Below are 22,270 nucleotides of genomic sequence, written 5' to 3' on the forward strand. Positions count from 1 at the left end.
AGAGCCGCCGATGACCATAGCCCGGGATCAGGCCGAAAAGGCCGAGCGCTTCAGCGCCCTTCACCGCGAGGGCTGCTTCATCCTGCCCAACGCCTGGGACTTCGCCAGCGCCGCCTTGATCGCCGAGGCCGGGTTTGCGGCCCTGGCCACCACTTCTTCGGGCGTCGCCTTCGCCAACGGCCTGCCGGACGGCGAGCACATCGGCCGCGACCGCATGATCGCCATCGGCGGCGAGATCGCCCGCCGCATCCCTGTGCCGGTGACCATCGACCTCGAGGCCGGCTATGGCCCCGAGCCCGAGGACGTGGCGACCTCGGTGCGCGCCGCCATCGCCGCCGGCGCGGTGGGCTGCAATATCGAAGACCACGACTCGCGGACCGGAACCTTGTTTGACTTCGACAAGGCGGTGGCGCGGGTTAAGGCCGGCGTTGAGGCCGCGCGCCAGGCGGGCCTCGCGAACTTTGTCCTGAACGCCCGCACCGACCCGTTCCTGCTGGGGATCGGCGATCCGGAGACCTGCTTTGCGGAATCGGTCCGCCGCGCCAACGCCTTCCTGGAGGTGGGCGCGGGCTCGGCCTTCGTGCCGAGCGCTGCGGGGCTGGAGATGAACCGCCGGCTGGCCGAGGCGGTCCACGGCCCGCTGAACGTGATGGCCTCCGCAGCCGCGGGCGCGCCGCCTCTGGAGACCCTGAAGCCCCTGGGCGTGCGCCGGATCAGCCTCGGCGGCGGGCTGATGCAGCTGGCCTACGCCGCCGCCGCCCGCACCCTGGCCGATCTCGCCGGCAGCGCCAGTGCGGAGCCCGTCACCCATGGCAGCCTGATGGCCTTGATGAAGAAATACGCCTGACCCATATCGCAACTAGAACCGGGCCGGCCACCAAGAGCCGGCCCATTTTCTTGGAGGGAACCGCGCCTCATGCAGGTCACCGACATCGCCTACGAAGCCGACGGCGCCCATCTGGTCGGCCGCCTGTTCCTGGACGAAGGCCGCGACGGCCGGCGGCCGGGCGTTCTGGTCGCGCCCGAGGGCCTTGGCCTTTCCGACCACACCTTCGACATCGCCCGGCGCCTGGCTGAGGCGGGCTATGCCGCCTTCGCCATGGACTACTACGGCGACGGCGCCGCCCTTTCGATGGAGGAGGTCATGCCGCGGCTGGGCGTGTTCATGGCCGATCCCCTGAAGATTCGCGCCCGGGCGGCCAAGGCCCTGTCGGTGCTGGCGAGCCAGCCCCAGACCGATCCAGATCGGCTGGCGGCGATCGGCTTCTGCTTTGGCGGCACGACGGCGCTGGAGTTGGCGCGCAGCGGCGCCGACATCAAGGCGGCGGTCGGCTTTCATTCCGGCCTGGGCACAGCCCGCCCGGACGACGCCAAGGACATCAAGGCCAAGGTTCTGGTCTGCATCGGCGCCGACGATCCGCTCGTGCCCCCTGACCAGCGCCTGGCCTTCGAAAAGGAGATGAACGCGGGCGGCGTGGACTGGCGTTTCAACCTCTATGGCGGCGCCGGCCACAGCTTCTCCAACCCTATGGTGGATCAGCTGGGCCGACCCGGCTTCGCCTATCATGAGCCGACCTGGCGCCGCGCGTGGCGGGCCATGATCGACCTGTTCGACGAAGCCTTCGCGTAGGCGACCGGCGGTTCAGTCGCGGTCCCAGTGGCGGCGATAGCCATCCCGGTCGTAGCCGCGGTGATAGACGACAACCCGCTCGTAGCCATAGGGCCGGGCATAGCCATAGCCGCCGTAGTAGGCCGGCTGGGCGTAGTAGGCCCGGTCATAGCGGCCATAGTCGGCGCCTTCACAGACGCCTGAGCTCTTGGCCGAGGCGCGGCCGATATTGTCGCCGATCGCCGCGCCCGCCAGGGCGCCGATGATGGCCCCGCCGGTGCGCCCGCCGCCGTGGGCGACATTGCCGCCGATCAAGGCTCCGGCCAGGGCGCCCAGGACGCCGCCGCCGGTCCCATTGTCGTGCTGGGCCTGCTGGCAGGGATTGCGATAGCTGTCGGCATAGCCATAGCCGCCGTAGCCGTAGTCCTGGGCGAAGCTGGGCGTCGCCAGCGCGCCGGCGGCGACGGCCGCCAGGGCGGCCATGGAAGCGATCTTGGCGGTCGCGGTCTTCATGACGGTCTCCGATATTCCTTCTCGGCGGCGTCCCGGGCCTGTCCCTCGCCGCCGTCGTGAGGCGCATCAAAGCCCAGCCTGGCTGAACGCGATCTGAGGCCGTCGTTATGCTTCGTTCATCAACGCGGGCTGGTTCAGCTTTGCTACATCCCCTTGATATCGGAAGATGATCTGACTATCCTCTCAGCCCCCGGACGACTGCGCCCACGACCGGACCTCCACCTCCCCTCAGGGCGAATCGAGCTAAACTCCGTATGGAAAAAGTGCCGATGACCGGCGGGGGCTACCAGGCTCTCGACGATGAATTGAAGCGTTTGAAGACGCAGGAGCGGCCGAGCGTCATCGCCGCGATCGCCGAAGCCCGTTCGCACGGGGACCTTTCGGAAAACGCCGAGTACCACGCCGCCAAGGAGCGCCAGGGCTGGATCGAAGGCCGCATCGCCGAGATCGAGGACAAGATCGCGCGCGCTCAGGTGATCGATGTCTCCAAGCTGTCCGGCAGCCAGGTGAAGTTCGGGGCCACGGTCAGCGTGGTCGACGAGGACACCGAGGAAGAGGCCCGCTACCAGATCGTCGGCGAGCACGAGGCCGACGTGAAGTCGGGCAAGATCTCCATCGCCTCGCCCCTTTCCCGCGCCATGATCGGCAAGGAAGTGGGCGACGTGATCGAGGTCAACACGCCCGGCGGCGTCAAGGCCTACGAGATCGCCAAGGTCGAGTGGCTCTGAGCCCCTCGTAGCCTGAAGAGCCTTGCAATCCGACCGCAGCCCCCGGCCACCTCGCCGGGGGCTGCGGCGTCATGCCGGTTCCGGCCTGACCTGCATGGGTCTAGACTTGGGTCGCGTCCCATTAACCAACGCGGCCTAGGCTTGCGGCCATGCGCATCGCCGTGATCATCCAGGCCCGCATGGGCTCGACCCGCCTGCCGGGCAAGGTCCTGATGGACCTCGGCGGGCGCACGGTGCTGGCCCGCGTGCTGGAGCGGGCCAAGGCCATCCCCGGCGCCGATGTGGTGGTCTGCGCCATTCCCGAGGGCCCAGACGACGATCCCGTGGCCGAGGAGGCCGCTCGCGCCGGCGCCGTGGTCACCCGCGGCTCGCGCGACGACGTGCTGGACCGCTACTGGCGCGCGGCCCAGGCGGTCAAGGCGGACGCGGTCATGCGCGTCACCAGCGACTGCCCGCTGATCGACCCCAAGGTCTGCGGCGACCTGATCGCCCTCTTCCAGCGATCCGGCGCCGACTATGCCTGCATCAACGACCCGGCGAGCTGGCCGCACGGGCTGGAGTGCGAGATCTTCTCCTTTGCCTGGCTGGACAAGGCCGCACGCGAGGCGAAGAAGCCGTCCGAGCGCGAGCACGTCTCGCCCTTCATCCGCACCCACCCGGACGCGCGGCGGGTCAACATGCTAGGGCCTGGCCCCGAGACCGTCCGCCACCGCTGGACCCTGGACCATGCGGACGATCTTACTTTCTTACGCGCCCTCTGGGCCCGCCTGCCCGAGGGACGGGCGGCCTGGGACTGGCATGTCGCCTTCGCCATCGTCGAGGCCGACCCGGCCCTGGCCGCCATCAACGCCGGCCACGACCGGCTCGAGGGCCTGAACAAGTCCCTGGCCCAGGACGCCCGCGAGGGGTTCGCCCGATGAGCGTCACGCTGCGCCCCGTCACCGCCGCCGACAGCGACCGCCTGCTGGCCTGGCGCAACAGCCCAGCCGTCTCGGCCTATATGTATACCGACCATCTGATCGGCCCCGAGGAGCACGCCCGCTGGCTGGCCGGCGCCCTGACGGCCTCCGACCGCCGCTACTGGATCATCGAGGACGATGGCGCGCCGGTGGGCTTGGCCAATCTGGTCAATATCGACCTGACGCGCCGCCGCTGCGAATGGGCCTACTACCTGGGCGAAGCCAGCGTGCGCGGGCGCGGCGTCGGGGCGGCGGTGGAGCTTCTGGTCCTCGACTACGTTTTCGGGACGCTGAAACTGAACAAGCTCTGGTGCGAAGTGCTGCTGGAAAACGAGGGCGTGTGGAAGCTGCACCAGTCGTTCGGCTTCGAGCGCGAAGCCCTCTATCGCCAGCACGTTTTCAAGGCCGGCCGCTTCCAGGATGTGGTCGGCCTGGGCCTTCTGGCCGCCGACTGGGAAAAGGCGCGCCCCGCCTGCGCCGAGCGCCTGGCGCAGAAGGGCTATGGCCCATCCGAACTGACCCTGATCGCCGAGGAACGCGGATGAGCCGCCCCTTCGCCATAGCCGGCCGCGCCATCGGCCCCGACCAGCCGCCCTATGTGATCGCCGAGATGAGCGGCAACCACAATGGCGACATCGACCGCGCGCTGGCGTTGATCGAGGCCGCCGCCGAGGCCGGCGCCGATGCGGTCAAGCTGCAGACCTACACCGCCGACACCATCACCATCGACCATGACGGTCCGGGCTTCGTCATTCAGGGCGGCCTGTGGGAAGGGCGGCGGCTTTACGAGCTCTACGAGGAAGCCCACACCCCCTGGGACTGGCACCCGCGCCTGTTCGAGCGCGCGGCGAAACTCGGCATCACCGCCTTCTCCTCGCCCTTCGACCCCACCGCGGTGAAGTTCCTCGACGAGCTCGGCGCCCCGGCCTTCAAGGTCGCCTCCTTCGAGTTGGTGGACACGCCCCTGATCGCCTGCATGGCGCAGACCGGCAAACCCCTGATCATGTCCACGGGCCTGGCCTCGCCCGAGGACATCGCCGAGGCGGTCGGCGCCGCGCGCTTCGCCGGCGCCCAGGACCTCGTGCTGCTGCACTGCACCAGCGGCTATCCGACCCCCGCGTCGCAGATGCATCTCAGAACCATGGCCGACCTCGGGACCCGCTACGGGACCCTGGTGGGCCTCTCGGACCACAGCATGGGCACGGCGGTCTCGGTGGCGGCCGTCGCCCTGGGCGCCTGCGTGATCGAAAAGCACTTCACCCTGGCCCGAGCCGACGGCGGCCCCGACAGCGCCTTCTCGCTGGAGCCGGACGAACTGGCCCGCCTGGTCAGGGACTGCCGCGACGCCTGGGAGGCCCTGGGCGGCGTGCACTACGAAGAGGTCGAGGCGGAAAAGGCCAGCCGCGAACATCGCCGCTCGCTCTATGTCGTCGCCGACGTGGCCGCGGGCGAGGTGCTGACCGAGGCCCACGTGAGGTCGATCCGGCCCGGCCACGGCCTGGCGCCGAAACATCTGTACGACGTGCTCGGCAAACCGGCCGCACGGGACCTGAAGCGCGGCGAGCCGCTCGCTTGGGAGATGGTGGGGTAGGCCCTACCGCCCGCCCAGCATCTTCGCCGCCACCTTCTCCGCCCCCGTACCATCGCACAGCAGGGCCGCGTGGAAGCTCAGCTCGGTCAGGCGCTTGGCGTCGCTGCACAGGGCCTTGAACACCGAGGCCAGCCGCGAATCGAACAGGGGGTCGGCGGCGTCCAGGGCGACGGTGGCGCCGGCGGCCTCCATGGCCTGGGCGTTGGCGCGCTGATTTTCGGCCAGGATCGCGGTGATCGAGGGCAGGCCCAGGCAGCAGCGCTCCCAGGTCGAGGAACCGCCCGCCCCCACCGCCAGGTCCGCCGCGGCGGTCAGGGCCGACATGGCGCGGGTGTCCACGTGCACCTCCAGCCGCCGGTCGGCCTCGGCCAGCTTCAGCACCCTGTCCAGCCCCGCAGCGCTTCCACCCAGCACCACATCGACCTGGCGCTCGCCGAGCACCGGCTGGATCGCCTCAAGCACCCGCGCCGTGATCCCGTCCACATCGGTCAGACCCATGGCCACCAGGACCCGGGAGACATCAGGCTGGCTGGCCCGCCGCATCAGCGAGACGTCGCGCAGGTCGCGAAAGGCGGGGCGGATCAGGGTGTAGTCTGGGCCGGCCAGCACCACCGCGCCCGGATAGTCCTCTCCAGACCGCCCAAGGTTTGAATCCAGCACCAGATCGGCATCGTGGGGCCGCTTGAGATCGTCCATGGCCAATAGGCGCCCCGCCAGCCCTCGCAGCCGCGCCTCCTGCCCGGCGGCGAGCCCATAGTGGTCGACCACCACCCAGGAGGCGTCCCAGTCGGCTATGGCCAAGAGGCCATCCCGCGTCAGCGTCTCGGCCTCCTCGCCCGTGCCGCGCAGGCGCTCGATCTCCGGCCCGGCGAAGGCGGCCAGGAACGGCGACACCTCGGGGCTGGCGACAAAGGCGCAGGACGCCCCGCGCTGCTTCAGCGCCCCAGCCAGAGTCAGGCAGCGCATGACGTGGCCGCCGCCCACGCTGGGGCCGGCGTTGCACAGGAACAGGACGCGCTGGGGGGTGGAGGTCATTGCCGAATGGCGGCGGGCCGGTTAGCGGTGGGCGGAATCATCATTACATAGTCTGCCTCAGCTTCCAGCCGCTGTCGGCGGCCTTCACCTGCCAGACGATCTTCGAAAGCTTTTCCATGTCCGTCACGCCTCGCAACGTCCGCTGCGCCATCATCGGGTCCGGTCCCGCCGGCTACACCGCCGCCATCTACGCCGCCCGCGCCATGCTGGAGCCGGTCTTGATCGCGGGCATCCAGCCGGGCGGGCAACTGACCATCACCACCGATGTCGAGAACTATCCCGGCTTTTCCGACGTGATCCAAGGCCCCTGGCTGATGGACCAGATGAAGGCCCAGGCCGAGCACGTGGGGACCGAGTTCGTCGCCGACATCGTGCTGAAAGCGGATCTGTCGACCCGTCCGTTCCGCCTGGAGTGCGACAGCGGCGCGGTGTTTCTGGCCGAGACCCTGATCATCGCCACCGGCGCCCAGGCCAAGTGGCTGGGCCTGCCCACCGAGCAGACCTTCCAGGGCTTCGGCGTCTCGGCCTGCGCCACCTGCGACGGCTTCTTCTATCGGGGCAAGAACGTAGTCGTCGTTGGTGGCGGCAACACTGCGGTCGAGGAGGCGCTGTTCCTGACCAACTTCGCCGCCAAGGTGACGGTGGTGCACCGCCGCGACGAGTTCCGCGCCGAGCGCATCCTGCAGCAACGCCTGTTCGCCCATCCGAAGATCGAGGTGGTGTGGGACAGCGCCATCGACGAGATCCTGGGGACCAAGGAGCCCCTGGGCGTCACCGGCGTCCGCCTGAAGAACGTGGGCACCGGCGCCCTCAGCGAGATCGCCTGCGACGGGGTGTTCGTCGCCATCGGCCACGCCCCCTCCTCCGAGCTGTTCGCTGGCCAGCTGGAGACCAACGCCGGCGGCTATCTGAAAGTGGTTCCGGGCACGGCGGCGACCGCCATCCCCGGCGTCTGGGCCGCGGGCGACGTCACCGACGACGTCTATCGACAGGCGGTGACCGCCGCCGGCATGGGCTGCATGGCCGCGCTGGAGGCCGTGCGCTTCCTGGCCGAAGAGGACCACAAGAAGGCCCACCACCCGATCAGCCACCAGGAAGCCCAGGAAATCGGAACCTGGTAAGAGATTGCGAGGCCTGAGCCGCTGTCGCTATCAAGTGAACTGCAGGCCCCGCAAAAAATCGTGATGCCCGGCGACGCTGCGTCGCCCCTTCCAATCCCTTTCCATCCGGACTATATGTCTTGCACCTTATGCTCAAACCTAGCATAAGGTGAGGAACGCCGATGACCCTCGAGGGGCGCGGCGTTTTTACGGGACCCCGAAATGCTCAATTTGAGCATAAGGAGGACGGCATGGCGGACGGATTTGCGGCCCTGGGCTTCACCCCCGAGATTGAGCGGGCGACCCTGCCTATCTGGGAAAAGGTCAAGAGCCGCGTCACCCCGCTGGAATGGCGGCTTCAGGCGCCCCTGATCGCTTCGATCAACGAGCTGAAAAAGCAGAAGAACGCGGTGATCCTGGCGCACAACTACATGACGCCGGAGATCTTCCACGGGGTCGGCGACTTCGTCGGCGACAGCCTGGGCCTGGCCCGCGAGGCGGCCAAGTGCGACGCCAAGATCATCGTCCAGGCCGGCGTGCACTTCATGGCCGAGACCTCCAAGGTGCTGTGCCCCGACAAGACCGTGCTGATCCCGGACCTGATGGCGGGCTGCTCGCTGGCCTCCTCGATCACCGGCGCCGACGTGCGCCTGATCAAGCAGCGCTATCCGGGCCTGCCGGTCGTGACCTACGTCAACACCACCGCCGACGTGAAGGCCGAGACCGACATCTGCTGCACCAGCGCCAACGCCGTGCAGGTCGTGGAGCACATCGCCCGCGAGTGGGGCGTGGACCGGGTGATCCTGATCCCCGACGAGTTCCTCGCCCGCAACGTCGCCCGCCAGACCGAGGTCGGTATCATCGCCTGGAAGGGCCGCTGCGAGGTGCATGAGCGCTTCGACCGCAACGACATCATCGAGCTGCGCGCCGCCTATCCGGGCGCCGAGATCCTAGCCCACCCCGAATGCCCCACCGAGGTCCTGGAAGAGGCCGACTTCGCCGGCTCGACCGCAGCGATGAACGACTATGTGATCCAGAGAAAGCCGCGCCAGGTGGTGCTGATCACCGAATGCTCCATGGCCGACAACGTCGCGTGCGACGCGCCTGAGACCGAATTCGTGCGCCCCTGCAACCTCTGCCCGCACATGAAGCGGATCAGCCTGGAGAACATCCACGACGCCCTGCTCTACGACCGCTTCGTGGTCGAGATCGACCCCGCCGTGGCCGAGCGCGCGCGCCTGGCGGTGCAGCGGATGATCGACATGCCCCCGCCGGCGGTCCCGGCCCGCTATGACCTGGTCAAGGCGCGCCACCACGTCGACGTCGAGCTGATCTAGGCCCATCCCCGTGTCCGCCCCGGACCCCACAGCGCCCTCCGCCTCGGATGTCGAGCGGCTCGGCCCATGGGGGGCGCTGGCCGCCGATGCGGAGTCCACGCCCTCGCCGGACCCGGCCCCGGCCCCACAGTCGCCGCGGTCGCTGGCGTCAGAGCTGGGCTGGGGCCTGGTCTCGACCGCGGCCCTGGCCTTATTCCTGGGGCTGCAATGGGGCTGGGTGAGGGCCGCCGCCGGTGTGCTGGGCGTGTTTGTGCACGAGTTCGGCCACCTCGCGGCGATCAACGGCCTGGGTTGCGGGCCGGGCCGTATCCAGATCATTCCCTTCTTCGGCGGGGCGGCCAGCATGCGCCGCGCCCCGGACACCGAGTTCAAGAGCGTGCTGATCGCCCTCGCCGGGCCGATCGCCGGCCTTGCCGCCGCCATCCCCTTCTGGGGCCTCTATGTCGTGACCCGCGACGCCCGCTGGCTGCAAGGCGTGGTGTTCATCGGCGGCCTGAACCTGCTGAATCTTCTGCCGGCGCCGCCGCTCGATGGGGCCAAGGCTCTGGGGCCGGCCCTGGCCTGGATCCATCCCACCGTCGAGCGCGGGGCGATGATGTTCCTGGGCGGCATCGGTGTCTATCTGGCGGTGCGCTTCGGCCAACCCCTGATCGCCGCCTTCGTTGGTATCGGCGCCGCCCAGGCGGTGCTGGGCCGCGTCCCGCGGGCGCCGGCCAAGCGGATGAGCATCCTGCAGTGGCTTGCGGCCCTCGTCCTGTGGGCAGGCGCCTTCGTCCTCTGCGCGACGGTCACCTACGCCGCCTGGCCGCGGCAAGCTTGAGTTCGGAGTGGCATCTTGGTTGAGCATGAGACTTTCGATGGCGTGCTGATCGTGGGCGCGGGCCTGGCCGGCCTCTCCGCCGCCCTGGCCGCCGCCCCACGCAAGGCCCTGGTCCTGAGCGCGGCGCCGCTGCTGCAAGGCTGTTCTTCGGCCTGGGCCCAGGGCGGCATGGCCGCGGCCCTCAGCGCAGACGACGCGCCGGACCTGCACGCCGCCGACACCGTCGCCGCCGGCGCTGGCCTGGTCGACCCGGCCGTGGCCGAACTCCTGACCCGCGAAGGTCCCGCCGCCGTCCGCCGCCTGGCCGAATACGGCGCGCCCTTCGACCGCGACGCGGAGGGCCGCTTCGCCCAGAGCCTCGAGGCCGCCCACAGCCGCCCGCGCGTGGCCCGGGTCAAGGGAGACCAGGCCGGCCGGGCGATCATGGAGGCGGTCTGCGCCAAGGCCCTGGCGGAGCCGCACATCGAGGTCCGGCCCGAGGCCCGGGTCCGAGCCCTCCTGACCGACGCCGAGGGTCGGGTGCGCGGCGTGCTGGCCGAAGTCGGCGGACGCCTGATCCAGATCACCGCGTCGGCGACCGTCCTCGCCACCGGCGGCCTTGGCGGCCTCTACGCCGTCACCACCAATCCGGTCGCGGTGCGCGGCGAGGGCCTGGCCCTGGCGGCCCTGGCCGGGGCGCAGATCGCCGACCCCGAGTTCGTCCAGTTCCATCCCACAGCCATCGCCATCCACGCCGACCCCGCTCCGCTGGCGACCGAGGCCCTGCGCGGCGAGGGCGCTGTGCTGGTCGACGCCGAGGGCCGGCCGTTCATGGCCGCCTATCACCCCATGGCCGACCTCGCTCCGCGCGACGTGGTCGCCCGCGCCATCCATCGCCAGATCGCCGAAGACAAGGGCGCCTTCCTCGACGCCCGCCAGGCCATCGGCGCTCACTTCCCCGACGAATTCCCGGCCGTTTTCGCCGCCTGCATGGGCGGCGGCATCGACCCACGCGAACAGCCGATCCCGGTGGCCCCCGCCGTGCACTATCACATGGGCGGGGTGGTCACCGACACAGCAGGCCGCACCAGCCTGGAAGGCCTGTACGCCGCAGGCGAATGCGCCTCGACCGGGGTGCATGGCGCCAACCGCCTCGCCTCCAACTCGCTCTTGGAAGCGGCCGTATTCGGGACCCGCGCCGGCCAGGCCGCGCGTGAGGTCGCGGGGCCGCGCACCAGCCCGCTCGCCGCCCGACCTGCCCCCGACCTGCCGCCCATGGCCCTGCGCCGCCTGCGCGAAGCCATGAGCCGCGACGCCGGGGTGGTGCGCGACGCAGAAGGCCTCGGCGGGCTGATCGGCCTGATCGACGATCTGGAAAGCCGCCATGGCGCGGCCTTGCCCCTGGTCACCGCGCGCCTGGTGGCCGAGCAGGCCCTGGCCCGCCAGGAAAGCCGCGGCGCCCACTTCCGCGCCGATTTCCCCAACGCCGCGGCCGAACCCCGCCGCACCTTCCTGACCCTCGCCTCCGGCTCGGCCGCGGGCGAGGCCGCCTGATTTTTCGAAAGCCTCGGAATGCTGTCTCCCCTGCCCGATCTCCTGATCGATCCTGTCGTACGCGCCGCCCTGACCGAGGACCTCGGTCGCGCCGGCGACGTCACCGCCCAGGCCTGCCTGCCCGAGGGCAAGCCGCTGATGGCCGCCTTCGCCGCGCGCAAGGAGGGCCGCGTCGCCGGCCTCGCCTGCGCCCGCCTGGCCGTGGCGGCGATGGATCCGGCCGCCCGCTTCGAGGTCCTGATCCCCGACGGCGCCGACGCCCCCGCCGGGGCCGAACTCGCCCGGATCAGCGGCGACGCCCGCGCCATCCTTTCGGCCGAGCGCGTAGCCCTGAACTTGATGGGCCGGCTCAGCGGGATCGCCACGCTTACCCGCGCCTATGTGCGCGCCGTCGAGGGGACCCGCGCCCGCATCGTCTGCACCCGCAAGACCACGCCGGGCTTGCGCGCCCTGGAGAAATACGCCGTGCGCTGCGGCGGCGGGGTGAACCACCGCTTCGGCCTGGATGACGCCATCCTGATCAAGGACAACCATGTCGCCGCATGCGGCGGGGTCGCCCAGGCCCTTGAGCGCGCCCGCGCCGCCGCCAGCCACCTGATGAAGATCGAGGTCGAGGTCGACAGCCTGGACCAACTGGACCAGGCCCTGCCCTTCCGCCCCGACGTGATCATGCTGGACAATTTCAGCCTGGACGACCTGAAGGCCGCCGTCGCCCGCGTGGCCGGCGCCGTGCCCCTGGAGGCCTCCGGAGGGGTCAACCTGGAGACGGTCCGCGCCATCGCCGAGACCGGCGTCGACGCCATCTCGGTCGGCGCCCTGACCCACTCGGCCCCCGTGCTGGACATCGGCCTGGACGCGGTCTGAGGAAACCCGGGCTCAGCAGACCCGCTGGCGCTCCGCAGCGCCCTGCCGGTCGGACCAGTGCAGCATCACGCCGCAGACCGGCCGTGCGACAAGGCCTCCAGCGGCGCCCGACAGCGGCGCTTCGCCAATCAGATGCTCGCCGCTGCGGCCCGTCCAGACGCCGCCTTCGAAACCGCCGAGGCGCCCATGCCTTCGCCAATGGTCATGGTCGCGGTCATGGTCCGACTCCCGCCGGGCCTGGGGCGGCGGCGCCTCGTAGTGGGGCGCAGGCCCGAGTTTGATCCCCGTAGCTGGCGGCGCTGGCGGTGGCGGCCCGCCGCCATGATGCGCCGAGCGCCCGCCTGCGGGGTGCGCTACGACGGCGACCGCCAGGGCCGCCGCTAGGATCTGAGCTGAAGCGGCCATGGCGCGCTCCCTTGATCGCTTGGCGAGGCCAGACACGCTGATCTCGACGGGCCGAGCGGTCAATCGCGCAGTTGGCCTATGGCCGCCATGCTGGCCACTTCCGCCCGCAGCCGGCGGCGCCGCCGATCCACCCGCCAGCTGTCCCAGGTTCCGTCGGGGTCGCCCAGATGGGAGCGGGCGATGAAGCTAGAAAGGGGCCCAAGCGACCGCGGCGCGATCTGCTGCAGCCGCTCGCCGTGGCGCAGAGCCTCGATTCCGTCCACCAGCCCGCCCTCCTTCTGGATCGCTGCGGCCACATCGCCGGAAGTGCGGCCGAGGAAGTGGCCGATCAGGTGATTGCGCAGGTTGCGGATCGCCTCGGCCGTCTCCGGCCGGTCGCCCTCCACGGCGAGTTCGACCTCGGTGTCGAAGCCCCCAGAGCGGTTGTTCAGGTTGGCCGAGCCGATCCGCACCAACCGGTCGTCGACTATGGTCAGCTTGGAATGGACAATGATCGGCTTGCCGCCGACAGTCCGGGGCCGGAAGGCGCGGAAGCGGTCGTAGCGGTCCGCGGCCCGCAGGCGCCTCAGGATCAGGGCGCGGGCGCGGTCCATGGTCAGCCGGTCGAAGTAGCTGGGCGAGGCCTCGGTGGAGACCAGCACGATCTCGGGCCCGTCCGGCTCGGCCAGCCGCCGCGCCAGGGCCTCCTCCACCACCGGCGACGTGAAGTACTGGTTTTCCAGATAGAGGCTCCGCTGCGCTTCCGCGATCGAACGCAGGGTCAGGGCCCGCCACTCGCGCACCGCCGGACGGCCATGCCAGGCGGGTTCGGTGCGGGCGATAGCGACGGAGACATCGGTCAGATGCGGCCGGACCGCTTTCGGCCAGGGGCCGGAAAAGGCTTCATCGGGCGGGGCCAGCACTTCCCCGCAAGCTCTGCGCCAGCGCTCGCGGGCGAGGTCGCCGAGCGCCTTGGCCGCCGCCCCGTCGACCATTATCGCCACCTCGTGCCGCGGGACGTGGTAGGCGTAGTTCGGATCGAGCCGCCGGCTGTCGCGGTCCAGGTGCGCCTGGCTGTCCCAGCGGTCGGGCGCGAAATCGCCCGAAGCGCAGATGGCGACGGCGTCGTCGACCACCACCACCTTCTGGTGATGGCAGGCGCCGAAGGGCACGGCGTCGTCGAGGCGGAAACGCACCCTCGTGCCCGCGAACCATTCATGCGCGCGGTGCGGAAAGAATTCCTGCGAGGCCGAGATCGGCAGGGCCGAGCGCCAAATCAGCACCCGGACCTCGACCGTCGGCCGCTGCTGCGAAAGCCGGATCAGGACATTGCCGATCTCGTCCGGCTCGTTGGGCTTCTCGGTCCCATCCGGCTGCAGCCGCGTTCGGGGGTCGAAGCCCCAGCCCAGGATGGTCACCGAGCGCCTGGCCCGCGCCAGGGCCTCTCGCACAGCGTCGAAATAGGCCAGGGTGTCGATCAGGAAGGCGACACGGCCTGCTCGCTCGATGCGCCAGCAGGTTTCGCCAGGTTCCAGCAGCCCCATCAGCCTTCACCTCATGCGGAGCCCTGCTCCGCTTGCGCAACCATGTCCGCCGCCAGCTTGACTATAGAAAGCACGGCGATCGAGGCCGTTCCATCCTCGATCCCCAAATGCAGGTCTGGCCAGGGTTCGGCCACCGCCTCGCGGCCGACCGCATGAGGCGCGTGGCCGATGCGGCAATGGGCGGTGGCTTCGGGGTTGACGGCGTTCAGCGCCAGCGCCGCCGCCAGGGCCGGCGCGCCGTCCAGCAGAACGGGCACGCGCTGGATGCGTGCGGCCAGGATCGCGCCCGCTAGCGCCGCAGTTTCCCGCCCGCCCAGATGGCGCAGCAGCTGCAAGGGATTGTCGCCTGCTTCGTCCAGCGCCCGCTTCACGGACGGCCGCTCGCCGCCCTCGCCGGCCAGGGCCGCGGCAAGGTCGTGGGCAGCCTCGTCGGCCCCGGGGCCGAATCCGGCCAGAATCAGAAGGTCGGGCTGCTTGGCCAGGGCCTCCATGCCGAAGGCCATGGTGGCCGCGCATTCGCGCTCGCTCATCGCCGCCTTGACCGCTGTGTCGGCCACCGGCCGCTCAAGGGCCAGGTCGAACACGTCCAGCCCCGCGCCCAGGTGGCGCACCGCCCGACTGACCGGCGCCTCGCCGGCCGCGATCGCCTCCAGCCGCGTCCGCGCCTCGGCGGCGTCGCCACCTGCATGGGCGCCGGCATAGAGCGAGAGGATCGGCCGCATCACGCGTGGCGCGCCCCGCCAGCGCGCGATCCAGGCCGCAAGCCCGGCCATGGGGCCAAGATCAGCCCCCGCGGTCCGCGCAGCCTCGGCCGCCGCATCGTCCGGCGGCGGGAACTGGTGGAACAGGGCGCGGATGTCGTCGAACGGCTGGCTCATGTGCTCGCCTTACCGCTCCCGGCGCGGCTCGGAAAGGCTCGCCTGCCGGCGAGCCCGGTCGGTAGGCTCGAAAAAGCGAAATGACACGGCGGGAGAGCCCGTGGCCGAGGGGTTGCTGAGCGACCTTCGCGTGCTGGACTGCGCCAGTTTCATCGGCCGGCGCAAACTGACCATGCCGACGGCCTTGACCGCCGCGAGGGAAGCCATCGCAGACCACGACGCATGACCAGCACGCCCAGCCTCGACGCCATCCGCCTGGACGCGGAGGCCCTGAACGCCTTCCTGGCCCGCGCCTTTCCCCACGGCGGCGGCGCCGGCCTGCCGCGTGTGACCCTGGCCGAGCCGGGCCGGGTGCAGGTGGTTCGCCCCTATGACCCGTCCAGCCTGCGCCCCGGCGGGGTGATCTCCGGCCCGACCCTGATGGCGACCGCCGACACCGCCGCCTACGCCCTGATCCTGGCCCATATCGGCGAGGTGCCCATGGCCGTCACCACCTCGCTGACCATGCATTTCCTCAGGCCGACCAAGCCCGGCGACTTGACCGCCGAGGGGCGGCTCTTACGGCTCGGCCGGCGTATCGCCACCTGCGATATCCGCCTCTGGACCGAGGGACCTGAGCGCATCGCCGCCCAGGCCACGGTGGCCTACGCCATTCCCGATGTCGCTTGACGCCTCTTGCGCGCCGAGAAAACCGAGGCCAAGTCTAGCCCCATGGACGCCAGGATCCCGCCCCGCCCGATCGCCACCCCCTGCATCAAGGTCTGCATGGTCGACGGCCAGAGCGGCCTCTGCCTCGGCTGCCACCGCACCCTGCCCGAGATCGCCCGCTGGGCCGGCTTCAGCGACGACGAGCGCACGGCCATCCTGGCCGAGCTTCCCGCCCGCCGAGACCGCATTGCCCCGGAAAAGCTGGGCCTAGTCTGAAGCCGCCTCAAGGACCGGCGAAAGCGTCGGCATCCAGGCATGGCGCCGTTAGGCTTTCGCTGGTACGAGCGGGGCATTGATCGATCATTTTTCGAAGTCCGACGAGGACACGGGACGACGCAATATGGATGACGCCAGCCACCAATTTCCGGTGGATCCGATCTCGCTCGATGCGCTCGACCAGGCAGTCGGCCGTGCGACCGACGCCCTTCTGAAGTTGCAGAAGCCGGACGGCCACTGGGTGTTCGAGCTGGAAGCCGACTGCACCATCCCGGCCGAATATATCCTGCTGCGCCAGCATCTGGCCGAGCCGGACGACCTGGAGCTGGAGCGCAAGATCGGCGTCTATCTGCGCCGCATCCAGGGCGAGCACGGCGGCTGGCCGCTGTTCCACGGCGGCGCGCTGGACGTCAGCGCGACGGTCAAGGCCTATTTCGCCCTGAAGATGATCGGCGACAGCCCCGACGCTCCGCACATGAAGCGGGCGCGCGAGGCCCTGCTGGCCCGCGGCGGCGCTGGCGCCTGCAACGTCTTCACCCGCTTCCTGCTGGCCTTCTATGGCGTGGTCACCTGGAAGGCGGTGCCGGAAATGCCGGTGCAGATCATGCTCCTGCCCCGCTGGTTCCCGGTGCACCTGGACAAGATCTCCTACTGGGCGCGCACGGTGATCGTGCCGCTCCTGGTGCTGCGGGCGCTGAAGCCTCTGGCGCGCAATCCGCGCGGGGTGACCATCGACGAGCTGTTCCTCGACGACCCCAAGAAGCTGCGCGGCATCCACAAGAGCGGCCACCAGAAGGAGCCCTGGGCCAGCTTCTTCTTCGCCCTCGACAAGGTGCTGCAGGTCGTCGAACCGCACTTCCCAAAGGCCACCCGCAGGAAGGCGATCGACAAGGCTGTGGCCTTCGTCGACGAGCGGCTGAACGGCGAGGACGGCCTGGGCGCCATCTTCCCGGCCATGGCCAACAGCGTAATGATGTACGACGTCCTGGGCTACCCCGAGGACCATCCCAACCGCGCCATCGCCCGCAAATCCGTGGAAAAGCTGCTCGTCATCAAGGACGAGGAAGCCTACTGCCAGCCCTGCCTTTCGCCGGTGTGGGACACGGCCCTGGCCAGCCACGCCCTGTTCGAGGCCAAGACGCCCGAGGCCGATCAGGCCGCCCTGGATGGCCTGAAGTGGCTGAAACCGCTGCAGGTGCTGGACGTGGTCGGCGACTGGGCCGTGCAGCGCCCGGATGTCCGCCCCGGTGGCTGGGCCTTCCAGTACAACAACGCCCACTATCCCGACCTGGACGACACCGCCGTGGTGGCCATGGCCATGGACCGGGCGCGTCACCACAACGGCGCTGCGGAAGTCTATGACGAGGCCATCTCGCGCGCCGAGGAGTGGGTGGTGGGCCTGCAGAGCAAGAACGGCGGCTGGGCCGCTTTCGACGCCGACAACACCTATCACTACCTGAACAACATCCCCTTCGCCGACCACGGCGCGCTTTTGGACCCGCCGACCGTGGACGTGGCCGCGCGCTGCGTCTCGATGCTGGCCCAATTGGGCGAAAAGGATAGCCCGCGGATGAAGGCGGCCATCGCCTATCTGGAGCGCGAGCAGGAGCAGGACGGCAGCTGGTTCGGCCGCTGGGGCGTCAACTATGTCTATGGAACCTGGTCGGCCCTCTGCGCCCTGAACGCAGCGGGCGTCGACAGCAAGGGGCCTGTGGTGCGCAAGGCGGTCGATTGGCTGCTAAAAATCCAGAACCCCGACGGCGGCTGGGGCGAGGACTGCGACAGCTACAAACTGGACTACAAGGGCTATGAGCCCCACGCCTCCTCGTCCTCCCAGACCGCCTGGGCCTTGTTGGGCCTGATGGCCGCCGGCGAGACCGACCATCCGGCGGTGGCGCGCGGCATAGCCTGGTTGCAGGCTAATCAGGACGAGCGCGGCGTCTGGCCGGAGGACCACTATACGGGCGGCGGGTTCCCGCGGGTCTTCTACCTGCGCTACCATGGTTATTCGAAGTTCTTCCCCCTGTGGGCCATGGCCCGCTATCGCAACCTGAAGCGCAGCAACACGCGCCAGGTCGCCTTCGGCATGTGATGAGCGGGTCACCGCGCCTTTTCGCCGTGGTCGGCATGATCCGCGAGGCGCGGATCATCGCCGGCGAGGGCGTGAAGGTGGTGATCGGCGGCGGCAGCTCCGCACAGCTGGAGCGCAAGCTCGACGGTCTGCTCAATGCGCTCGGCTACGGCGCCCCGGACCTGATGCTGCTCAGCTTCGGCGTCTGCGGCGCCCTGGCCCCCGACCTGAAGGCCGGCGACCTGGTCCTGGGCTCGGCGGTGATCGGCGCGGGCCGATCGTGGCCGACCGATCCTCAGCGCACCGAGGCGCTGCACGCTAGGCTCGCGTCTGCGCGTATCGCCGCGGTCGCGGCCGGCGACGAGGCTGTAGGATCGGTCGAGGCCAAGCGGGCCCTGTTCGAAGCGACGCGCGCCGTGGCGGTCGACATGGAGTCGCACATCGTCGCCCGCCTCGCCGAGCGCCACGGCTTGCCTTTCGCCGTCGTGCGGGCGGTGTCCGACGCCGCCGACCACGCCCTGCCGCCGGCGGCGCTCGTGGGCATGAAGGCTGACGGCTCGGTCGACATCGCGGCGGTTCTTGGCGCGCTCGCACGCCGGCCGGGGCAGTTTCCCGCGCTCATGCGCACCGCGCGCGAAGCCGGGGCCGGCTTCAAGGCGCTGGAAGGGGCCGCAGCGGCAATCCGATCTGGTTTTCCTTGAAGCTGAAGAAGAACCGGGCGCGCCGGAAAGCAGCTATCGCGCCAGGGCCGCCTGCACCGGGGCGATGTCGCCGTCATTGGGTTCCGGCTTCACACCCAAGAGCTTGGCCATGAGCGGATAGACATCGACGTTGGGGAATGGCGGTAGCACCGCGCCGGCCTTGAAATCCGGCCCGCTAGCGATGAACAGCGCGCCCATCTCCGGCGCCTGGTTGTCATAGCCGTGCTCGCCCTTCAGCGGGAAATGATGGCGAGCGGCCTCTGCGCGGCTCTCGACCAGCCAGCCGACGTCGGCCATGCACACCACGTCCGGCACGCGCGGATTGGTCCCGTAGTGCAGACGCTTTGGAACCTCGCCCTTCTTCCAGCAGGTCAGGTGCGGATGCGCGCCCAGGAGCCTGGCCTCGGCGGCGCGCCCGGCCGGCGTGTCCGGGATATCGATCCCCGCGACCGCATCGGTGAACACCACGTGCATGGCCGAAGCGTCGGCCAGATCGTCCAGATAGACCGTATTGTCGCGCGAGACAGCCGCCATGCCGTGGTCGGCGACCACGATGATGTCAGTCGGCATGTTGCGCGCCTTGAGGCCTGCGACCAGCCGGCCGATATAGCCATCCACAGAGGCGATGGCGGTGTTCACCTGCGGCGAATCCGGGCCGAACAGATGGCCGCCGGAATCCACCGCCTCGAAATAGAGGGTGATGAAGCCGGGTCGCTGGGCCGGCGGCAAATCGAGCCAGGCCAGCACCTGGTCTACGCGCCGGTCGCCGCCCTTGGCGGCGTTGTAGGCGTCCCAATAGTCGGGACGGACGCCGCGGATGGCGGTCTCGGAGCCCGGCCAGAATTCGGTGGCGGTGACGATCCCCTGGCTCCTGGCGGTGTCCCACAGCGGCGTGCCGCCGGCCCACCAGACCTCATCCTTGCTGGACATGTGGAACACCCCGCCAGGCGCGGCCGGGTCCTCGAAGGTGTTGGCCACCACCCCGTGGTGGTCGGGGTAGAGGCCGGTGACCAGGGTGTAGTGATTGGGGAAGGTGATCGAGGGGAAGGACGGCAGCATCCGCTCGGCCCGCACCCCGCCGGCCGCAAGCGCGGTGAGGTTGGGCGAGACGCCGCGGTTCAGATAGTCCCAGCGAAAGCCGTCGATCGAGATCAGGATCAGCGGCGCGCGTGACGGCGCATCGGCCGCCTGCGCGCCCTCACCGAAAGCGCCCAGAGCGAAGACAAGGACCGCCAGGAACCGGAGGCGCTGCAGGACAGCAAGAACCAACAACGCGCCTCCCGGATCAGGTCGGGACCTCAGACTTCCTCGACGTTGACCACCTTTTTCGACGCCCGGGGGTTCTTGGCGCGGATCTCGGCCAGCTTCTTTTCCACATGGCCGGAGAAGAAGTCCTTGGCCGGGCGCTGGTTGTCGATCGAGATGTCCTTGGCCATCGGGCCGTCGGTGCGCACGCCGCGCAGGGTGACGCCCAAGGCCTTCAGCGGGTGCTTGGCGATGTCCTGCACCGCCGAGGCCTCGAAGCCGGAATGGACCATGCAGTCGGCGCACTTTTCGTAGTTGCCGACGCCATAGGCGTCCCAGTCGGTCTCTTCCATCAGCTCCTTGAAGGTCTTGGCGTAGCCTTCGCCGAGCAGGTAGCAGGGCCGCTGCCAGCCGAACACGGTGCGGGTCGGATTGCCCCAGGGCGTGCAGCCATAGGCTTCGTTGCCGGCCAGGAAGTTCAGGAACATGGTCGACTGGGTGAAGGCCCAGGCCTTGCCGCCCTTGCCGCGGGAAAGGATGTCGCGGAACAGCTGCTTGGTCTTGGTCCGGTTCAGGAAGTGCTCCTGGTCCGGCGCGCGCTCATAGGCGTAGCCCGGCGAGACGGTGATGCCGTCCAGGCCCAGGGCCATCATCTCATCGAAGAACTGGGCCACCCGCGCGGGGTCGGCGCCCTGGAACAGGGTGCAGTTGATCGAGACCTGAAAGCCCTTGGACTTGGCCAGCTGGATCGCCTCGACCGCGGTCTCATAGACCCCGTCCTGGCAGACCGACTTGTCGTGCATGACCTTGTCGCCGTCCAGGTGGATGGACCAGGTGAAGCCCGGGCTCGGCTCGTACTGGTCGATCTTCTTCTTCAGCAGGAGGGCGTTGGTGCACAGGATCACGAACTTCTTGCGCGCCAGGAAGCCCTTCACGATCCGCGGCAGGTCGTTGTGCAGCAGGGGCTCGCCGCCGGCGATGGAGACCACCGGCGCGCCGCACTCGTCGATCGCCTGCATGCATTGGTCGAAGGTCAGGCGCTGGTTCAGGATTTCGTCCGGGTAGTCGATCTTACCGCAGCCGGCGCAGGCCAGGTTGCACCGGTAGAGCGGCTCCAGCATCAGCACCAGCGGATAGCGCTTGACGCCCGTCAGATGCTTCTTGGCGATGTAGGCGCCGATCCGAGCCGCCTGCCCAAGAGGGATGGCCATCCGTCAAAGTCCTTCGAAAATCACAAACTGTCCAAATAGGGCGATGGAGCCCTGAAAGCTAGGCAGCTGCTTCCTTTGCGCGCGAGCGCAGGATTGCAGGCACCCGGAACTCGATATTCTCCTCGACCCCGTCCAGGTGCTGAAGCTCGACCGGCCCCAGCCGGCGCAAAGCTTCGATCACCTCGATGATCAGTTCCTCAGGCGCCGAGGCGCCGGCGGTCAGGCCCACAGCCTTGACCCCTTCCAGCCATTTCGGGTCGAGATCGTCGCTGTCGGCGATCAGGTAGCTGGGCAGGCCCTCTTCGCGGCCGATCTCACACAGGCGGTTGGAGTTGGAGCTCTTGGTCGAGCCCACCACCAGCAGCATGTCCGCCACCTTGCACAGGTCGCGCACCGCCGTCTGGCGATGCTGGGTGGCGTAGCAGATGTCCGAGATGTCCGGCCCGACGATATTGGTGAAGCGGGCTCTGAGGGCGTCGATCACGTCGCGGGTGTCGTCGACGCTGAGCGTGGTCTGGGTGACGTAGCTGATCGGTTCGTCGGCGGCGAGGTCCAGGGCGGCCACGTCCTCGGTGGTCGAGACCAGATGCACCGGAGCGTCGACCTGGCCCATGGTGCCCTCGACCTCCGGGTGGCCGGCATGGCCGATCAGGATCAGGGTGCGGCCCTTGGAGACATAGCGGCGGGCCTGGGCGTGAACCTTGGAAACCAGCGGGCAGGTCGCATCCAGCACCGGCAGGCCGCGCTCGCGCGCATGCTCGACCACCGACTGGGCGACGCCGTGGGCGCTGAACACGGTGGTGGCGCCGTCCGGAATCTCGTCGACTTCCTCGACGAACACCGCGCCCTTGGCCTTCAGGTTCTCGACCACATGCCGGTTGTGCACGATCTCGTGGCGCACATAGACCGGCGCGCCGAACTTCTCGATCGCCTTCTCGACAATATCGATGGCCCGCACGACGCCCGCGCAGAAGCCGCGAGGCTGGGCCAGGATTACTCGCATCACATCTCTCCGGTTCGACGGGACGCGATCATTGGGGGGGCTCGCGCCGCCCATCATCGGGGCCGCGAGATCCGCATTTCGTCCTAGTCCTCTACGCATGTAGCGCTATTCGCCCCTTTACGCACCTGTTCAAACTCAAAGCGACGCTCGCACGCGAATCGAATGCATCGCCCAGGCGGGGCTGTCTGCGAGCCGCAATCATGTATGGCCAGACTTCGTC

At 69.4% G+C, this 22,270-nt stretch carries 24 protein-coding genes; 16 read left to right on the forward strand and 8 right to left on the reverse strand.

Annotation, left to right across the window (positions count from 1 at the left end):
• Window positions 1-10 precede the first annotated feature (10 nt).
• A complete protein-coding gene (locus KCG34_RS08725) occupies window positions 11-847 on the forward strand; it encodes an isocitrate lyase/PEP mutase family protein (protein WP_211939982.1) in 837 nt (278 codons plus the stop codon).
• A gap of 69 nt (window positions 848-916) precedes the next feature.
• A complete protein-coding gene (locus KCG34_RS08730) occupies window positions 917-1,630 on the forward strand; it encodes a dienelactone hydrolase family protein (RefSeq protein ID WP_211939983.1) in 714 nt (237 codons plus the stop codon).
• A 12-nt stretch (window positions 1,631-1,642) separates the two neighbouring features.
• Here KCG34_RS08730 and KCG34_RS08735 read toward each other — a convergent pair whose 3' ends face one another.
• Complete coding sequence (locus tag KCG34_RS08735; protein WP_211939984.1) at window positions 1,643-2,122, reverse strand: glycine zipper 2TM domain-containing protein; 480 nt, start codon at window positions 2,120-2,122, stop codon at window positions 1,643-1,645.
• 254 nt (window positions 2,123-2,376) lie between these two features.
• On the opposite strand from KCG34_RS08735, the gene greA reads away from it, so the two are divergent.
• From greA to pseI, 4 genes are all read left to right on the forward strand, one after another.
• Complete coding sequence (greA, locus tag KCG34_RS08740) at window positions 2,377-2,850, forward strand: transcription elongation factor GreA (protein WP_211939985.1); 474 nt, start codon at window positions 2,377-2,379, stop codon at window positions 2,848-2,850.
• Between the two features lie 149 nt (window positions 2,851-2,999).
• Window positions 3,000-3,770, forward strand: coding sequence for a cytidylyltransferase domain-containing protein (locus KCG34_RS08745; protein WP_211939986.1), 771 nt, complete (start codon window positions 3,000-3,002; stop codon window positions 3,768-3,770).
• The gene (gene pseH, locus KCG34_RS08750; protein WP_211939987.1) at window positions 3,767-4,354 is read left to right on the forward strand and encodes a UDP-4-amino-4,6-dideoxy-N-acetyl-beta-L-altrosamine N-acetyltransferase; all 588 of its coding nucleotides are present in this window, start codon (window positions 3,767-3,769) and stop codon (window positions 4,352-4,354) included. The genes KCG34_RS08745 and pseH overlap by 4 nt, the downstream gene beginning before the upstream one ends.
• Window positions 4,351-5,400 carry a pseudaminic acid synthase gene (gene pseI / locus KCG34_RS08755; RefSeq protein WP_211939988.1) on the forward strand — a complete coding sequence of 350 codons (1,050 nt, stop codon included), beginning with the start codon at window positions 4,351-4,353 and terminating at the stop codon, window positions 5,398-5,400. Before pseH ends, pseI begins: the two co-directional genes overlap by 4 nt.
• 3 nt (window positions 5,401-5,403) lie before the next feature.
• On the opposite strand, the gene pseG is transcribed toward pseI, so the two are convergent.
• The gene (pseG, locus tag KCG34_RS08760) at window positions 5,404-6,435 is read right to left on the reverse strand and encodes a UDP-2,4-diacetamido-2,4,6-trideoxy-beta-L-altropyranose hydrolase (protein ID WP_211939989.1); all 1,032 of its coding nucleotides are present in this window, start codon (window positions 6,433-6,435) and stop codon (window positions 5,404-5,406) included.
• 116 nt (window positions 6,436-6,551) lie between these two features.
• Between pseG and trxB the strand changes: the two genes are divergently transcribed.
• The 5 genes from trxB (at window position 6,552) to nadC (ending at window position 12,089) form a co-directional block, all read left to right on the forward strand.
• A complete protein-coding gene (trxB, locus tag KCG34_RS08765; RefSeq protein ID WP_211939990.1) occupies window positions 6,552-7,556 on the forward strand; it encodes a thioredoxin-disulfide reductase in 1,005 nt (334 codons plus the stop codon).
• Between the two features lie 230 nt (window positions 7,557-7,786).
• Window positions 7,787-8,872 carry a quinolinate synthase NadA gene (gene nadA / locus KCG34_RS08770; RefSeq protein ID WP_211939991.1) on the forward strand — a complete coding sequence of 362 codons (1,086 nt, stop codon included), beginning with the start codon at window positions 7,787-7,789 and terminating at the stop codon, window positions 8,870-8,872.
• Between the two features lie 10 nt (window positions 8,873-8,882).
• On the forward strand, window positions 8,883-9,692 hold the full coding sequence (locus tag KCG34_RS08775; RefSeq protein WP_211939992.1) for a zinc metalloprotease: 810 nt from the start codon (window positions 8,883-8,885) through the stop codon (window positions 9,690-9,692).
• A gap of 15 nt (window positions 9,693-9,707) precedes the next feature.
• Window positions 9,708-11,225 carry an L-aspartate oxidase gene (locus tag KCG34_RS08780; protein WP_211939993.1) on the forward strand — a complete coding sequence of 506 codons (1,518 nt, stop codon included), beginning with the start codon at window positions 9,708-9,710 and terminating at the stop codon, window positions 11,223-11,225.
• An 18-nt stretch (window positions 11,226-11,243) separates the two neighbouring features.
• Window positions 11,244-12,089, forward strand: coding sequence for a carboxylating nicotinate-nucleotide diphosphorylase (gene nadC / locus KCG34_RS08785; RefSeq protein ID WP_211939994.1), 846 nt, complete (start codon window positions 11,244-11,246; stop codon window positions 12,087-12,089).
• 12 nt (window positions 12,090-12,101) lie between these two features.
• On the opposite strand, the gene KCG34_RS08790 is transcribed toward nadC, so the two are convergent.
• Genes KCG34_RS08790 through KCG34_RS08800 form a run of 3 tightly spaced genes read right to left on the reverse strand, consistent with a single transcriptional unit; the run spans window position 12,102 to window position 14,895 of the window.
• A complete protein-coding gene (locus KCG34_RS08790) occupies window positions 12,102-12,494 on the reverse strand; it encodes a hypothetical protein (protein WP_211939995.1) in 393 nt (130 codons plus the stop codon).
• A gap of 59 nt (window positions 12,495-12,553) precedes the next feature.
• The gene (locus tag KCG34_RS08795) at window positions 12,554-14,017 is read right to left on the reverse strand and encodes a phospholipase D-like domain-containing protein (protein WP_211939996.1); all 1,464 of its coding nucleotides are present in this window, start codon (window positions 14,015-14,017) and stop codon (window positions 12,554-12,556) included.
• An 11-nt stretch (window positions 14,018-14,028) separates the two neighbouring features.
• Window positions 14,029-14,895, reverse strand: coding sequence for a nicotinate-nucleotide--dimethylbenzimidazole phosphoribosyltransferase (locus KCG34_RS08800; protein ID WP_249138268.1), 867 nt, complete (start codon window positions 14,893-14,895; stop codon window positions 14,029-14,031).
• Between the two features lie 100 nt (window positions 14,896-14,995).
• On the opposite strand from KCG34_RS08800, the gene KCG34_RS26005 reads away from it, so the two are divergent.
• The 5 genes from KCG34_RS26005 to KCG34_RS08820 all read left to right on the forward strand — a co-directional run bounded on the left by KCG34_RS26005 (window position 14,996) and on the right by KCG34_RS08820 (window position 18,591).
• On the forward strand, window positions 14,996-15,121 hold the full coding sequence (locus tag KCG34_RS26005) for a hypothetical protein (RefSeq protein ID WP_256440763.1): 126 nt from the start codon (window positions 14,996-14,998) through the stop codon (window positions 15,119-15,121).
• A complete protein-coding gene (locus KCG34_RS08805; RefSeq protein WP_211939997.1) occupies window positions 15,118-15,564 on the forward strand; it encodes a PaaI family thioesterase in 447 nt (148 codons plus the stop codon). The genes KCG34_RS26005 and KCG34_RS08805 overlap by 4 nt, the downstream gene beginning before the upstream one ends.
• Before the next feature lie 42 nt (window positions 15,565-15,606).
• Window positions 15,607-15,819, forward strand: coding sequence for a DUF1289 domain-containing protein (locus tag KCG34_RS08810; RefSeq protein WP_211939998.1), 213 nt, complete (start codon window positions 15,607-15,609; stop codon window positions 15,817-15,819).
• Between the two features lie 76 nt (window positions 15,820-15,895).
• Entirely contained in the window at window positions 15,896-17,911 is a 2,016-nt protein-coding gene (shc, locus tag KCG34_RS08815) for a squalene--hopene cyclase (protein ID WP_211939999.1), read from the forward strand.
• Complete coding sequence (locus KCG34_RS08820) at window positions 17,911-18,591, forward strand: phosphorylase family protein (RefSeq protein WP_211940000.1); 681 nt, start codon at window positions 17,911-17,913, stop codon at window positions 18,589-18,591. The genes shc and KCG34_RS08820 overlap by 1 nt, the downstream gene beginning before the upstream one ends.
• A 33-nt stretch (window positions 18,592-18,624) precedes the next feature.
• Here KCG34_RS08820 and KCG34_RS08825 read toward each other — a convergent pair whose 3' ends face one another.
• Genes KCG34_RS08825 through ispH form a run of 3 tightly spaced genes read right to left on the reverse strand, consistent with a single transcriptional unit; the run spans window position 18,625 to window position 22,104 of the window.
• A complete protein-coding gene (locus tag KCG34_RS08825) occupies window positions 18,625-19,860 on the reverse strand; it encodes an alkaline phosphatase family protein (RefSeq protein ID WP_249138269.1) in 1,236 nt (411 codons plus the stop codon).
• Between the two features lie 29 nt (window positions 19,861-19,889).
• The gene (hpnH, locus tag KCG34_RS08830; RefSeq protein WP_211940002.1) at window positions 19,890-21,047 is read right to left on the reverse strand and encodes an adenosyl-hopene transferase HpnH; all 1,158 of its coding nucleotides are present in this window, start codon (window positions 21,045-21,047) and stop codon (window positions 19,890-19,892) included.
• Between the two features lie 58 nt (window positions 21,048-21,105).
• Complete coding sequence (gene ispH, locus KCG34_RS08835) at window positions 21,106-22,104, reverse strand: 4-hydroxy-3-methylbut-2-enyl diphosphate reductase (RefSeq protein ID WP_211940757.1); 999 nt, start codon at window positions 22,102-22,104, stop codon at window positions 21,106-21,108.
• Window positions 22,105-22,270 lie beyond the last annotated feature (166 nt).

This window comes from Phenylobacterium montanum (assembly GCF_018135625.1).
GTDB classification, from domain to species: Bacteria; Pseudomonadota; Alphaproteobacteria; order Caulobacterales; family Caulobacteraceae; genus Poindextera; species Poindextera montana.